At 72.9% G+C, this 12,925-nt stretch carries 10 protein-coding genes and 1 tRNA gene; 8 read left to right on the top strand and 3 right to left on the bottom strand.

The features are described from left to right. Positions 1-38: 38 nt before the first annotated feature. On the bottom strand, positions 39-1,031 hold the full coding sequence (locus ACIBKX_RS08210) for a hypothetical protein (protein ID WP_399375685.1): 993 nt from the start codon (positions 1,029-1,031) through the stop codon (positions 39-41). A gap of 254 nt (positions 1,032-1,285) precedes the next feature. On the opposite strand from ACIBKX_RS08210, the gene ACIBKX_RS08205 reads away from it, so the two are divergent. From ACIBKX_RS08205 to ACIBKX_RS08180, 6 genes are all read left to right on the top strand, one after another. Then, the gene (locus ACIBKX_RS08205; RefSeq protein ID WP_363271088.1) at positions 1,286-2,758 is read left to right on the top strand and encodes an FGGY family carbohydrate kinase; all 1,473 of its coding nucleotides are present in this window, start codon (positions 1,286-1,288) and stop codon (positions 2,756-2,758) included. Continuing rightward, a complete protein-coding gene (locus ACIBKX_RS08200) occupies positions 2,755-4,197 on the top strand; it encodes an FAD-dependent oxidoreductase (RefSeq protein ID WP_363271087.1) in 1,443 nt (480 codons plus the stop codon). The genes ACIBKX_RS08205 and ACIBKX_RS08200 overlap by 4 nt, the downstream gene beginning before the upstream one ends. After that, complete coding sequence (locus ACIBKX_RS08195) at positions 4,194-5,426, top strand: FAD-dependent oxidoreductase (RefSeq protein ID WP_363271086.1); 1,233 nt, start codon at positions 4,194-4,196, stop codon at positions 5,424-5,426. The genes ACIBKX_RS08200 and ACIBKX_RS08195 overlap by 4 nt, the downstream gene beginning before the upstream one ends. A 226-nt stretch (positions 5,427-5,652) precedes the next feature. Further along, positions 5,653-6,840 carry a thiolase family protein gene (locus ACIBKX_RS08190; protein WP_363271085.1) on the top strand — a complete coding sequence of 396 codons (1,188 nt, stop codon included), beginning with the start codon at positions 5,653-5,655 and terminating at the stop codon, positions 6,838-6,840. Between the two features lie 76 nt (positions 6,841-6,916). Continuing rightward, complete coding sequence (locus ACIBKX_RS08185; RefSeq protein ID WP_363271084.1) at positions 6,917-8,434, top strand: long-chain fatty acid--CoA ligase; 1,518 nt, start codon at positions 6,917-6,919, stop codon at positions 8,432-8,434. Positions 8,435-8,514: 80 nt separating this feature from the next. After that, positions 8,515-9,261 (top strand): sulfite exporter TauE/SafE family protein, encoded by a 747-nt coding sequence (locus tag ACIBKX_RS08180; protein WP_363271083.1) that lies wholly within the window; start codon positions 8,515-8,517, stop codon positions 9,259-9,261. An 8-nt stretch (positions 9,262-9,269) separates the two neighbouring features. On the opposite strand, the gene ACIBKX_RS08175 is transcribed toward ACIBKX_RS08180, so the two are convergent. Continuing rightward, positions 9,270-11,351 carry an MDR family MFS transporter gene (locus tag ACIBKX_RS08175; protein ID WP_363271082.1) on the bottom strand — a complete coding sequence of 694 codons (2,082 nt, stop codon included), beginning with the start codon at positions 11,349-11,351 and terminating at the stop codon, positions 9,270-9,272. A gap of 108 nt (positions 11,352-11,459) precedes the next feature. Beyond that, positions 11,460-11,978 (bottom strand): DUF309 domain-containing protein, encoded by a 519-nt coding sequence (locus ACIBKX_RS08170; RefSeq protein ID WP_363271081.1) that lies wholly within the window; start codon positions 11,976-11,978, stop codon positions 11,460-11,462. A gap of 108 nt (positions 11,979-12,086) precedes the next feature. On the opposite strand from ACIBKX_RS08170, the gene ACIBKX_RS08165 reads away from it, so the two are divergent. Continuing rightward, positions 12,087-12,160 (top strand) — tRNA-Pro (locus ACIBKX_RS08165). A gap of 171 nt (positions 12,161-12,331) precedes the next feature. After that, positions 12,332-12,919: a hypothetical protein gene (locus tag ACIBKX_RS08160; protein ID WP_363271080.1), complete on the top strand. Its 588-nt coding sequence runs from the start codon at positions 12,332-12,334 to the stop codon at positions 12,917-12,919. The last annotated feature ends 6 nt before the right edge of the window (positions 12,920-12,925 follow it).

The following is a 12,925-nucleotide window of genomic DNA, read 5'->3' as shown; positions in this document are numbered from 1 at the left end:
AGCGGGGGAGCGGGGAGAGCGGGGAAGCGTGCGGGGCCTCAGCCCGGACCTCGTACGGCGTTCAGACAGCGCGCGCGGGCCTGGACGAACGCCTCGGCCGCGGCGTCCGCGTCACCGGGGGCGCGGGTGCGGTACGTCCAGGGGGCCGTCGTGTAGAACGGGTCGAGGACCGTGAACACCCGTACCGCGTCCTGGAATTGATGCGCGCCCCACAACGCGTGGGCCAGATGGTTGAGGTCGAGGAGCGAGGTCGCGGCGGGCAGCGTGTGGTCGAACCACAGGCGCAGCGCCCGCAGCGCCGACCGCGTCGCGTCGTCCCCGATCCAGTGCAGGTCGAGCGCGCGCTCGCTGCCGCCGTCCTTCCGGTAGCGCTCGACCCGGACATACAGGGGCAGTAGGTGGAGCGCGGAACCGGCGGGTGCCGAACCGGCCGCCCAGTGCGCGAAGTTGACCGCTTCGGTGAGCGGACCGGAGGGTCGACGCGCGTAGGCGAACTGCAGCATCCGGTGGTAGGCCTCGCGGTTGCCGGGGTCGCGCTTGTCGGCCTCGGCGAGCAGATGCCAGGGGCCGGGGAACAGCATCGGCTCCGGCGCTGGCACCCGGTGCTCGTCCCAGCGCTGGCCCTTGTCGAGCTGGGCGAGGGCGAGCAGACAGACCCAGGGCACCGGGTCCTCGGGGGAGGCGTCCGCCACGGATCCGCACGCCGCGGCGGCCTCGCGCCACAGCTCGTTGGTGTGCCGGTGTCCCGCGCGGTGCGCGCGCAGGGTGCGTTCGACCAGGACCCGGGCGTGCAGCACGGCGGCCGACGGGCTGTGCGGCTCCTCGTCGAGCCAGGCCCCGACCACGTCGGAACCGGCGACGGCGGCCGCCAGGATCTGGGTCCGCTGGGTCCACAGACCCCAGTCGGGTGTCGAGTCGAGGAGGGTGCGCGTCGACACCCAGCGACCCGCCTTGAGGTCCTGGAGCACGGCGCGCAACTGTTCGTCGTGGCCCGCCGGGTGGTACACGGGGCGGCCTGACGGCATCGGCATGGGTCCTCTGTGGGGGAGGAGGCGGACGAGCGGACGGGGCGAACTGGCCTATGGCGTAAAGGTGTTGCTCGGCGGTCAGTGTAGATCTGGAAGTTCCGTTTCCAGGGCGGATCGGGGATCTTTTGGTATCGACTTGTACTCAACTCGGCGCGCCGGTTGGCCATTTGGCGCGAGACAAGTGTGCGGGAGCCGCCCGTCGGACGTAGGGCCGGGCACCCTTGACGCCCTCGTCGCCGCTGTAGCAGGCTTCCGCGGTGATCACGAATGGCAGCGCTCCGCGCGGCGAGGCCGTCCTCGCCATCGACCAGGGCACCTCCGGCACCAAGGCGCTCGTCCTGTGCCCGGAGCGTGGCGTGATCGGTACCGGCACCGCGCCCGTGCGCCCGCGCCATCTGCCCGGCGGCCGGGTGGAGACCGACCCGGCCGCGCTGCTCTCCTCGGTCGTCGAGGCCGGACGCCGCGCCCTGGGCGAGGCGGGCGAGCCGGTCGCCGCCGTCGGCCTCGCCAACCAGGGCGAGACGGTGCTCGCCTGGGACCCGGCGTCCGGCACGCCCCTGACGGACGCGATCGTGTGGCAGGACCGGCGCGCGGAATCGGTCTGTGCCGAACTCAGCTCGTACGCCGATGAGTTGAGGCACCTCACGGGGCTTCCCCTCGACCCCTACTTCGCCGCGCCCAAGATGGCGTGGATACGCCGCCACCTCACCCGCGACGGAGTGGTCACCACCAGCGACGCCTGGCTGGTCCACCGGCTCACCGGCGAGTTCGTGACCGACGCCGCGACGGCCGGACGCACCCAACTCCTTGACCTGGACGACGTCGCCTGGTCGCCGCGCGCCCTCGACGTGTTCGGCCTGGGCGGCGAGCGGCTGCCCCGCGTCGTCGACGCCGCGGGACCGGTCGGCACCACAGAGGCCTTCGGCCCCGAACTCCCGCTGACCGGACTCCTCGTCGACCAGCAGGCCGCACTGCTCGCCCAGGACGTCACCGAGCCCGGAACCGCCAAGTGCACCTACGGCACAGGGGCGTTCCTGCTCGCCCAGACCGGGCGCCGGCCGCGCCGCGGCGACGCGGGCCTGGTCAGCTGTGTCGCCTGGCGGCTCGCGGGGGAGAGCAGCTACTGCCTGGACGGGCAGGTCTACACGGCCGCCTCCGCCGTCCGCTGGCTCACGGATCTCGGGGTGATCGCCGGGGCGCAGGACATCGACCCGGTGGGCTCGGCGGTGCCGGACGCGGGTGGCGTCACCTTCGTGCCCGCGCTCGCCGGGCTCGCGGCCCCCTGGTGGCGGGGCGATCTGCGCGGCTCCATCACCGGACTCGGCCTCGACACGACCCCCGGCCGGCTGGTCCGCGCCCTGTGCGACGGCATCGCCGCGCAGGTCGTCTCGCTCGCCGACGCGGTCGCGGCCGACCTGGGCGAGCCGCTGACGAGCCTGCGCGTCGACGGCGGCCTGACCCGCTCGGCCCTCCTCATGCAGACCCAGGCGGATCTGCTCCAACTGCCCGTCGAGGTATCGGCGTTGCCCGATGCCACCGCCCTCGGTGTGGGTGCCGTCGCACGCCTCGGCCTCGATCCGGCGCTGGCCGTGCGGGACGCCGTGCCGAGGTGGCGGCCCGCCGCCGTGTACGAACCGCGCATCGACGCGGCGCGCGCCGCCGAACGCCTCGACCGCTTCCGCTCCGAGGTCGCCGCGCTCCTCGACCGGGCGCCGGGCCCCTCCTCATGACCGTCACGACGAAGGGTCCGCTGCCGGACACGGTCTACGACGTGACCGTCGTCGGCGCCGGTGTGGTCGGCTCGGCGATCGCCCGAGCGCTCTCGCGGTACGACGGCCCGAGGGTCGCCCTGGTGGAAGCCTCCGACGACGTCGGCAACGGCACGTCCAAGGCCAACACGGCGATCCTGCACACCGGATTCGACGCCGTGCCCGGCTCGCTCGAAGCGCGCCTGGTGCGCGAGGGACAGCGCCTGCTCGCCGCGTACGCCGCCGATTCGGGCATCCCCGTCGAACCGGTCGGCGCGCTGCTCGTCGCCTGGGACGAGGAGCAACTGGCGGCCCTGCCCGGCCTGTTGGAGAAGTCGCTCCGCAATGAATGCACGACCGCGCGGATCATCGACGCCAAGGAGGTGCGGGCCCGCGAACCCCACCTGGGTCCGGGCGCTCTCGGGGCGCTCGACGTACCCGGCGAGTCCATCATCTGCCCCTGGACGACAACCCTGGCGTACGCCACTCAAGCCGTACGCGGCGGAGTCGACCTGCACCTCAACTGCCGGGTGGAAGGCGGACGTGCGGTGCGCGCCGCCGACGGCGACCGCCATGAACTGGCCACGTCCAGAGGTGTCGTACGCACACGCCATCTCATCAACGCGGCGGGACTGCACGCGGACGCGCTCGACCAACAGCTGTTCGGAGAGGGCGAGTTCACCGTCACGCCCCGCCGCGGCCAGCTCATCGTCTTCGACAAGCTCGCCCGCGACCTGGTCCGGCACATCCTCCTTCCGGTGCCGACCGCGCTCGGCAAGGGAGTCCTGGTGGCGCCGACCGTGTACGGAAACGTCCTGCTCGGGCCCACCGCCGAGGAGTTGGACGACAAGAGGGCCACCGGGACGACCGAGGACGGGCTCGACGGGCTGCGGGCCAAGGGGCGACGCATCCTGCCCGCGCTGCTCGACGAGGAGGTCACGACCGTCTACGCGGGGCTGCGCGCCGCCACCGAGCACGACGACTACCAGATCCACGCGCGCCCCGAGCGGCGGTACATCACCGTGGGCGGCATCCGCTCCACAGGCCTGACCGCCTCGATGGCGATCGCCGAGTACGTCGTGGGCCTGCTCGCCGAGGCCGCGGGCCCCGACCTCGACCTGACGCGGGCCCGCGAACCGGACCCCGTACGCATGCCGAACATCGGCGAGGCCTTCCCCCGCCCCTACCAGCGTGCCGACCTCGTCGCGACCGATCCCGCGTACGGCAGCATCGTCTGCCACTGCGAACGCGTGACCCGAGGCGAGATCAGGGACGCCCTGATCAGTACGGTCCCGCCCGGCTCCCTCGACGGACTGCGGCGCCGGACGCGGGCCCGCGGCGGACGCTGCCAGGGGTTCTACTGCGGGGCGGCGGTGCGGGAACTCTTCGACGGGTGGGGCACGTCGGGAGCGGTGCGATGAGGCGGCAGCGGGCGGTCGACGTCCTCGTCATCGGCGGCGGCCCGGCGGGGCTCGCCGCGGCCGGGCGGCTCGCGGCGGACGGCGTCGGCACCGTGGAGGTGCTGGAGCGCGAGACGGCGGCCGGCGGAGTGCCGCGCCACTGCGACCACCGGGGCTTCGGACGGTGGGGCCTGACGGGCCCCCAGTTCGCGGAACGCCTCGTCGAGACGGCACTCGGCGCGGGAGCGGCGGTGCGCACCGGAGTGACCGCCACCGGCTGGGCGCAGGCGCCGGGCCCGCCGGCCATCGACACCACCGGGCCGCACGGACTGGAGCGGATCACCGCGCGTGCGCTGATCCTGGCCACCGGCGCACGGGAGCGGCCGCGCGCCGCACGCCTGGTGCCGGGGACGCGCCCGGCGGGCGTCTACACGACGGGCGAACTGCAGCAGGCGGTCCATCTGTTCCGGCAGCCGGTCGGTACCCGCGCGGTCGTCGTCGGGGCGGAGCCGGTCAGCTATGCGGCGCTGTCCGCCCTGCGGCAGGCGGGAGTGGCCGTCGCCGCGCTCGTCACGGAGGAGACGCGACCGCAGGTGGGACGGGCGCGGGCGGCGGTGGCGCGGCTCGGGTCCGGGGTGCCGGTGCTCACCGGCGCGACGGTCGTGGAACTCCTCGGCAACGGGCGGCTCTCGGGCGTCCGGCTGCGGCACGCCGACGGGCGTGGCGGGACGGTCTACTGCGACACGGTGGTGTTCACCGGGGACTTCGTGCCCGAGCAGGAACTGGCCCGGCGCGGGGGCGTCCCGCTGGACCCCGGCACGCGCGGCCCCGCGGTGGACGGCGCGTTCCGTACGGCGTCGCCGGGAGTCTTCGCGGTGGGCAACGTGCTGCACGCGGTGGAACCGGCGAGGGCCGCAGCGCGCGAGGGCGTCGCGGCGGCGGCAGCGGTGCGGCGCCATCTGGAGGGCGCGGGGTGGCCGTCCGGCGGCGCGCCGCCGGTCGAGGTCGCCGCGCCGCTGCGGTGGGTGGCGCCGAACCGGCTGACGCCGGGGGCGGCGCCGGGACGGTTCGTCCTGCGGACGGCGGAGGCGCTGCGCTGCCCCGTCCTGGTGGTCACGCAGGACGGCCGGCGGCTGCATCGCGGCCGGGTGCGGCGGAGCGTGCCGCCGAACCAGGCGCTGTATCTGCCGGGGGGCTGGGCGGCGCGGGCCGCGGTGGGCGGCGGTGCGGTGCGGATAGCTCTGGGCTGAGGGCCCGGAAGGGGCGCGGGGCTGTGACATCTGCGGCTTCGCCGCGGGGCGCGACCAGCCGCGACGCACCCGCGGCGGAAGGCGAGCGGCGACGCCCCCGCTCGCCCGTCCACTGGGTGAACTCTTCCCCAGGACCCCGGCCCCGACTAGACTCCAAAACTAGCAGTGCTAATTTATGACGTGAGATCAACGTCGTGAGATCACCGTGACGATCCGGAGCCGTATCGTGCGCCCAGTCCACTTCGCCGCAGCCCGCCGCACCCCCATCGGCAAGCTCCGCGGTGCCCTGTCCTCCGTACGCCCCGACGACCTCGCCGCAGCCGTCGTGCGCGGTATCGTCGAGGGCGTCCCGCAGCTCGATCCCGCCCGGATCGACGACATCTACTGGGGCGCCGCCAACCAGGCCGGCGAGGACAACCGCAACGTGGCCCGGATGGCCGCCCTCCTCGCGGGGCTGCCGGAGTCCGTGCCGGGCGCAACCGTGAACCGGCTCTGCGCCTCCGGCCTGGAGGCCGTCACCACCGCCGCCCGCACCATCGCCGCGGGTGAGGCCGATGTCGTCCTCGCGGGGGGCTCCGAGTCGATGAGCCGCGCCCCCTTCGTCCTCGCCCGCCCCGACGACGCGCTGCCGCACAAGATGGAGACCGCCGACACGCGCCTCGGCTGGCGGCTGACCAACCCCGCGATGAAGGACCTGCACGGTGTCCTCGCCATGGGCGAGACCGCCGAAGAGGTCGCCGAGCGGTACGGCGTCTCCCGCGAGCGCCAGGACACCTTCGCCCTGCGCAGCCACCAACTCGCCGCCGACGCCCGCAAGAACGGGCACTTCGACGACGAGATCCTCCCCGTCACGCGGCCCGACGGCACCGTCGTCGACCTCGACGAATGTGTCCGTGAGGACACCTCGTACGAGAAACTGAGCGGTCTGCGGCCCGTCTTCCGCAAGGGCGGCACCGTCACCGCGGGCAACGCGTCGCCGATGAACGACGGCGCCGCCGGACTCCTCCTGGTCAGCGAGGACGCGCTGAACGACCTCGGTCTCGAGTCCCTCGGCCGGTACGTCGCCGGTGCGTCCGCCGGTGTCCACCCGGACGTCATGGGCATCGGTCCCGTGCCCGCCACGCAGAAGGCGCTGGCCCGCGTCGGCTGGTCCGTCGGCGACATCCAGGAGGCCGAGTTCAACGAGGCGTTCGCGGCCCAGGCCCTCGCCTGCGTCGACGCCCTCGGCATCGACCCCGAGCTGGTCAACCCGACCGGCGGCGCCATCGCCCTCGGCCACCCCCTCGGCTGCTCCGGCGCCCGCATCCTGACCACGCTCCTGCACCGCATGCGCCGCACGGGTGCGGGACGCGGACTCGCCACGATGTGCGTCGGCGTGGGCCAGGGCAGCGCGCTGCTGGTCGAGCGCGGCTGAGACCCACACCTCCACCTCCCGTACCAGCCCGCCCCCGCGTCACCCCTCAAGGCCACACGGAAACGGAGCACCATCCATGGCCACGCTGTCCCTTGCCTCCGTCCTCGCCGAGCCGGCCCGCCGCAGGCCGGACCACACCGCACTGGTCGAGGGCGAACTGCGGCTCTCCTACGGCGAGTTGTGGAGCCAGGCGCGAGCGCTGGCCGCGGCGCTCGTGGGACTCGGGGTACGGCCGGGGGACCGGGTGGCCCTGATGGCGCCGAACACCGCCGAGTTCCCGCGTGCGTACTACGCGATCCTCGCCGCGGGCGGTGTCGTCGTCCCCGTCCATCTGCTGCTCTCCGCCGAGGAGGTCGAGCACGTCCTGCGGGACAGCGGCGCGGCCCTGCTGCTCTGCCACCCGGCGCAGGCGGAGACCGGCAAGGCCGCGGCCGCCGCCACCGGCGTACGGATGGTCGCGCTCGGCGAGGACGGCGAGCTGGGCACCCTGGCGGGCGCGGCCGAGCCCCTGGTCACGCACGTCACCCGTGATGCCGACGACCCGGCGGTCGTCTTCTACACCAGCGGCACCACCGGCGTCCCCAAGGGCGCCGTACTGAGCCACCTCAACCTGGTGATGAACGCGACGGTCTGCGCCTTCGACGCCCACGACGTGCACCGCGACGACATCGCGCTCGGCGCGCTCCCGCTCTTCCACGCGTTCGGCCAGACCGTCTCCATGAACGCCACCTGGCGCGCGGGCGCCACGCTCGTCCTGCTGCCGCGCTTCGACGCCGCGCGGGCCATCGAGCTGATGGCGGCGGAGGGCGTCAACACCTTCCACGGGGTGCCCACGATGTACGTGAACCTCCTGGCCGCCGCGCCCGACGCCGCCGTACTGCCCGGGCTGCGGCAGTGCGTCTCCGGGGGTGCCTCGCTCCCCGTCGCCGTACTCGAACGCTTCGAGGAGACCTTCGGGGTGCGGATCTACGAGGGGTACGGTCTCTCCGAGACCTCGCCGACCGCCTCCGTGAACCAGCCCGTCTTCGGCACCAGGGCGGGCAGCATCGGCCACTCCGTGTGGGGCGTCGACGTGGAGATCGCCCGCGCCGAGGCCGAGGGCCGGATCGAGCTGCTGCCCGCGGGGGAGCTGGGCGAGGTCGTGATCCGCGGCCACAACGTGTTCTCCGAGTACCTGGGCCGTCCGGAGGCCACCGAGGAGGCCGTCGTCGACGGCTGGTTCCGCACCGGCGACCTCGGCACCAAGGACGCCGACGGGTTCCTCGCCATCGTCGACCGCAAGAAGGACGTCATCATCCGCGGCGGCTTCAACGTCTACCCGCGCGAGGTCGAAGAGGTCCTGATGCGGCATCCGGACGTCGCGCAGGCCGCGGTGATCGGGCTTCCCGACGACGTGCACGGCGAGGAGATCTGCGCCGTCGTCGTCGCAAGGCCGGGATCCGACCCCGACGCCGCGCAGATCGCCGGGTGGTCCAAGGAGCATCTGGGCCGGCACAAGTACCCGCGGCGCGTGGAGTTCATCGACGCGCTGCCGCTCGGCCCCAGCATGAAGGTCCTCAAGCGGGCCCTGCGCGCCACCTACGGCAAGGCCTAGGGCCGGGGCAGGCTTCGGATCCCGGCATGCGGATCCCCCTGACGGCGGGGAGATAGTTGGGTCTAGCATCTGTTCCCGGAATGGACGTATCTCTCTGGGAATTCGCCGCGCTCGCCGCGGCCGCGGTGCTGGTCGGCTTCTCGAAGACCGCCGTCAGCGGGGCCAACACGGTCAGCCTCGCGGTCTTCGCGGCGGTCCTGCCGGCCCGCGAGTCGACCGGCGTACTGCTGCCGATCCTCATCGCGGGCGACGTACTCGCCGTCCTCACCTACCGCAGGCACGCCCACTGGCCCACCCTGTGGCGGCTCTTCCCGGCCGTCGCGGCGGGCGTCGTCGTCGGCACGGTCTTCCTGATGTGGGCCGACGACGCCGTCGTACGCACGTCGATCGGGGCGATCCTGCTCCTGATGGCGGCCGTCACCTGGTGGCGCCGCAGGGCCACGACGGAGGCGGCCGAGGAGTCCGTGCGCGGCTCCCGGCTCAAGGCGCCCTCGTACGGCGTGCTCGGCGGTTTCACCACCATGGTCGCCAACGCGGGCGGCCCGGTCATGTCGATGTATCTCCTTTCCGCGGGCTTCCGGAAGCTGAGCTTCCTGGGGACATCGGCGTGGTTCTTCCTGATCGTCAATACCTCGAAGGTTCCGTTCAGCGTGGGGCTAGGCCTGATCGACGCCCGCTCCCTGCTGCTCGACGCGGCCCTGGTCCTCTTCGTGGTGCCGGGCGCGTACCTCGGCAAGGCCGTCGTGCACCGCATCAACCAGCGGCTCTTCGAGCAGCTGGTCATCGGGGCGACCGTGCTCGGCGGACTCCAGCTGCTGTTGCGCTGACGGGCCGGTCAGCCCGCCGCCGGGACCGGCTGCCCGGCCTCCGGGCCGAGCCCGTGCTCCAGGTCCTCCACGAGCAGCCGCTTGGCGATCGTGTCGACCGCCCGCATCAGCTCCGCATCGGCGGGCCGCCCGCTGTCCTTCTCCACCTGCTCGCCGAGCCACTTCGCCCACGCCCTGCCGATCACGTCGGCCTCGCGCTCACCCGCGGCCGTATGCGAGAAGAACATCCCGGAGCGGGTCAGATAGCCCTCCCCGACCATCCGGTCGAAGACCGGCACCAAGACCTCGGGCGGCAGCTGCCGCCGCGCCGCGATCAGTCCGAGACTGGCGTGTCCGACCATCCGGTCGAAGAGCGCGACCTGCATCACCGCCCACGCGCCCGCCACGTCGAGCCGGGTGTCGGAGTCCCTGACGATGCGGCGCGCGGTGTCCATGCCGGTCCTGCGGATGATGTTGCCCACCGCCAGCTCCAGGACCTGGTCCGGAGATCCGCTGGACGTCGGCGACGCGAAGCCCTCGCCCATGTCCGCCGAGCTCATCCGCGCGCTGTCCCGCAGCTGGACCTGCTTGAGGAAGAGGGCCACCACGAACCCGATGAGTGCCACCGGAACGGTCCACAGGAAGACGGTGTGCAGCGTGTCCGCGTACGCCTCGACGATCGGCGCGGCTGCCTCCGCCGGCAGCCCGTGCAGCCCCTGCGGGCTCTGCGCCGCCTTGGCCACCGCGGCGGGATCCGCGGCGCCTGTCGCCGCCGCTGCCGCGACCCCGTCCTTGAGATTCGGCGCCAGGGTGTTCGCGTAGATCGTCCCGAAGACGGCCGTCCCGAACGAGCTGCCCAGCGTACGGAAGAAGGTCACCCCCGAGGTCGCCGTGCCCAGGTCGGCATAGACGACCGTGTTCTGTACGGCGATGGTCAGGACCTGCATGCAGAGCCCGATGCCGGTGCCGAGGACGAACATGTACACCGACTCGAGCCAGGCACTGGTCTCCCGCCCCATCAGGGAGAGCAGATAGAGCCCGAGCGCCATCACCAGCGCACCCACGATGGGGAAGATCCGGTACTTCCCGGTCTTGCTCACCACATTTCCGCTGAAGATCGACGCGATGAGCAGCCCGACCACCATCGGCAGCGTCCGCACGCCCGAGACCGTGGCCGAGTCCCCGTCGACGTACTGCAGATAGGTCGGCAGGAACGTCATCGCGCCGAGCATCGCGAAGCCCACGATGAAGCTGAGGATCGAGCAGACCGTGAAGACGGGGTTGGCGAAGAGCCGCATCGGCAGCATCGGCTCGGCGGCCCGCGTCTCGACCACGCAGAACAGCGCGAGGGCGATCACCCCGCCGGCGAAGAGGCCGATGATGGTCGGCGACCCCCACGCGTACTCGTTGCCGCCCCAACTCGTCGCGAGGATCAACGTACTGGCCCCGATCGCGACGAACGCGATGCCGAGATAGTCGATGACGGGCCGCACCGCCGACTTCACGACGGGAATGGTCCGCGCCGCGGCGATGACGACGACGATCGCGATGGGTACGTTGACGTAGAAGGCCCAGCGCCAGGTCAGATGGTCGGTGAAGAGCCCGCCGAGCAGCGGACCGATGACGGTCGAGACGCCGAACACGGCACCGATGGCGCCCTGGTACTTCCCGCGCTCGCGCAGCGGGATCACATCGGCGATCAGCGCCATCGAGGTCACCATCAGCCCGCCCGCGCCGATGCCCTGCAGCGCGCGCCAGGCGATGAGCAGCGTCATGTTGGTCGACAGGCCGCACAGGAACGAGCCGGTGATGAAGACGATCGCCGAGATCTGAAAGACGATCTTCCGCCCGAAGAGGTCGCCGAATTTCCCGACGAGCACCGTGGCGACGGTCTCCGCGAGCAGATACGACGTCACCACCCACGACATGTGCTCCGCGCCGCCCAGATCCGACACGATCGTGGGCAGGGCTGTTCCCACGATCGTCTGGTCGAGCGCGGCGAGCAGCATCCCGAGCATGATCGTCACGAAGACGACATTGCGGCGGCGCTTGTCCAGGACGGGCGGGCCCTGCGCCGGGGCCTCGGCGGCGGGCCGATCGGTGGTGGTCACACGGCCACCCTCACACCGCCCCCGGGCCTGTGCATGCGGGGCCGGTCCGGTCCGGTGAAGGGCGGGGCGGCCGGGGCACCGCGGCCCGGCCTCCCGGAGGTGCGGAGGTCAGCCGGTGTCGCCGTCACCCCGCAGCCGCGGCGCGCAGGAGGCGGCGTCCACCGGCGAAGCGTCCTTCTCGATCCGCTCGGCCAACTCCCTCGCCCAGACCAGGAGTCCGTCCACCGCGATCCCGTACGGCCGCTGCCCGCGCCGCCCCGACTCCACCGCGCCCGCACCGCGCAGCAGCAGCCGCGCACCGCCGGTGGCGTTGCCGCGGGCCGCGTGCGTCAGGCCAACGGCCAGCTGGGCCAGCCCTTTCCACAGGTCGCGCTCGTCCTCGGGGCGGGACTTCCAGGCGTCCTCGAACACCTCGTGCGCGTGGAAGGGCCGCCCGGCGTCCAGCAACGCCTGCGCCTGCGCGACGGTCTCGTCGGGCGTCCGCGTGACGCCCTCGGGCTGCCGCTCCACGCCCTCGGCGCCGTACGGCAACGGCCGCCCGAGCCCGTCGCGGGGCCGCGCGTTGCGGGCCCGCCCCTCCGCGTCACGGTCACGGCTTCGGTCATCGGATCGAGATGCGGAACTCATGCGCCGATTGTCCCCCGGCCACCCCGGCCGACGGGGCACGGACCACCCCCGAACGTGGGGTAAAGTTCTGTCTGCGCGATCACGCGGAACACCGCAGGACACGCGCACCGGGACGTGGCGCAGCTTGGTAGCGCACTTGACTGGGGGTCAAGGGGTCGCAGGTTCAAATCCTGTCGTCCCGACGGAAACGTCGGTCGTAGGGGTCATCTTCGGATGGCCCCTTCGTCGTGTCCGGGGGCGATGCGGGGAGCAGGGCCCTGCCCCCGTCGTGGCGGTGAGGGCAGGGCCCTGCCCTCACCGCGGCCGTGACGTGCGGAGGGAACCGTCCCGCTGCCCGGTCACGTCCACCCTGCATGCGGAGCCTGAAACGAACCCTGCCGGGAGCGGCACTCGCGCTGGCCCTGTGCGGGTGCGGCGGCGGCCTCTACGACCTGCCGGGCGACGGTCCGGGCACGCGCACCGCCTTCATCAAGCTGGGCGGGTTCACGAGACCGCTGCCCCCGTCTCCGTCAGCGTCTCCGTCCGAGTCGACGCCAGCGCCGCTGAGCCCTTCCGGGACGCCGACCGCGAGTCCGTCCCCGACAGTCAGCGCCCCGCCACCCCCGCCCGACTACAGCGACCTGCGGGGCACCAGGCTCGGCCCGTCCGGGGACACGGACCGGATGTACGAGCGGCTCAAGGAACTGGGCGTCAACAACCTGCCCAGGGTGCGCGAGGCGTTGAGCACCCGGCCGCCGAAGGACGAGGTCGGCCTGGCCTTCGTCCTGGGCGGCTGTGCGAACACCGGGGCCCGCCTGGAGGTGGAGGGCCGGACCGTCTCGGCGTCGCTCACTGGCGGCGAGAACGTGAACTGTGACCAGGCAGAGCACTTCCTGGTCACCTTCAGGGTCGCGGAGGACAAGCTCCCGGAGGGCTGGGTCTTGCGTCACGGCCCGCGGTGACGGGTC

The sequence above is a fragment of the Streptomyces sp. NPDC050658 genome (assembly GCF_044457025.1).
Classification (GTDB): domain Bacteria; phylum Actinomycetota; class Actinomycetes; order Streptomycetales; family Streptomycetaceae; genus Streptomyces.
This window is presented reverse-complemented; position numbering and strand designations above follow the sequence as displayed.

Coding starts and splice junctions, on each gene's coding strand:
- ACIBKX_RS08210 (WP_399375685.1), bottom strand. CDS start 1,031: ATGCCGATGCCGTCAGGCCGCCCCGTGTACCACCCGGCGGGCCACGAC.
- ACIBKX_RS08200 (WP_363271087.1), top strand. CDS start 2,755: ATGACCGTCACGACGAAGGGTCCGCTGCCGGACACGGTCTACGACGTG.
- ACIBKX_RS08195 (WP_363271086.1), top strand. CDS start 4,194: ATGAGGCGGCAGCGGGCGGTCGACGTCCTCGTCATCGGCGGCGGCCCG.
- ACIBKX_RS08185 (WP_363271084.1), top strand. CDS start 6,917: ATGGCCACGCTGTCCCTTGCCTCCGTCCTCGCCGAGCCGGCCCGCCGC.
- ACIBKX_RS08180 (WP_363271083.1), top strand. CDS start 8,515: ATGGACGTATCTCTCTGGGAATTCGCCGCGCTCGCCGCGGCCGCGGTG.
- ACIBKX_RS08170 (WP_363271081.1), bottom strand. CDS start 11,978: ATGAGTTCCGCATCTCGATCCGATGACCGAAGCCGTGACCGTGACGCG.
- ACIBKX_RS08160 (WP_363271080.1), top strand. CDS start 12,332: ATGCGGAGCCTGAAACGAACCCTGCCGGGAGCGGCACTCGCGCTGGCC.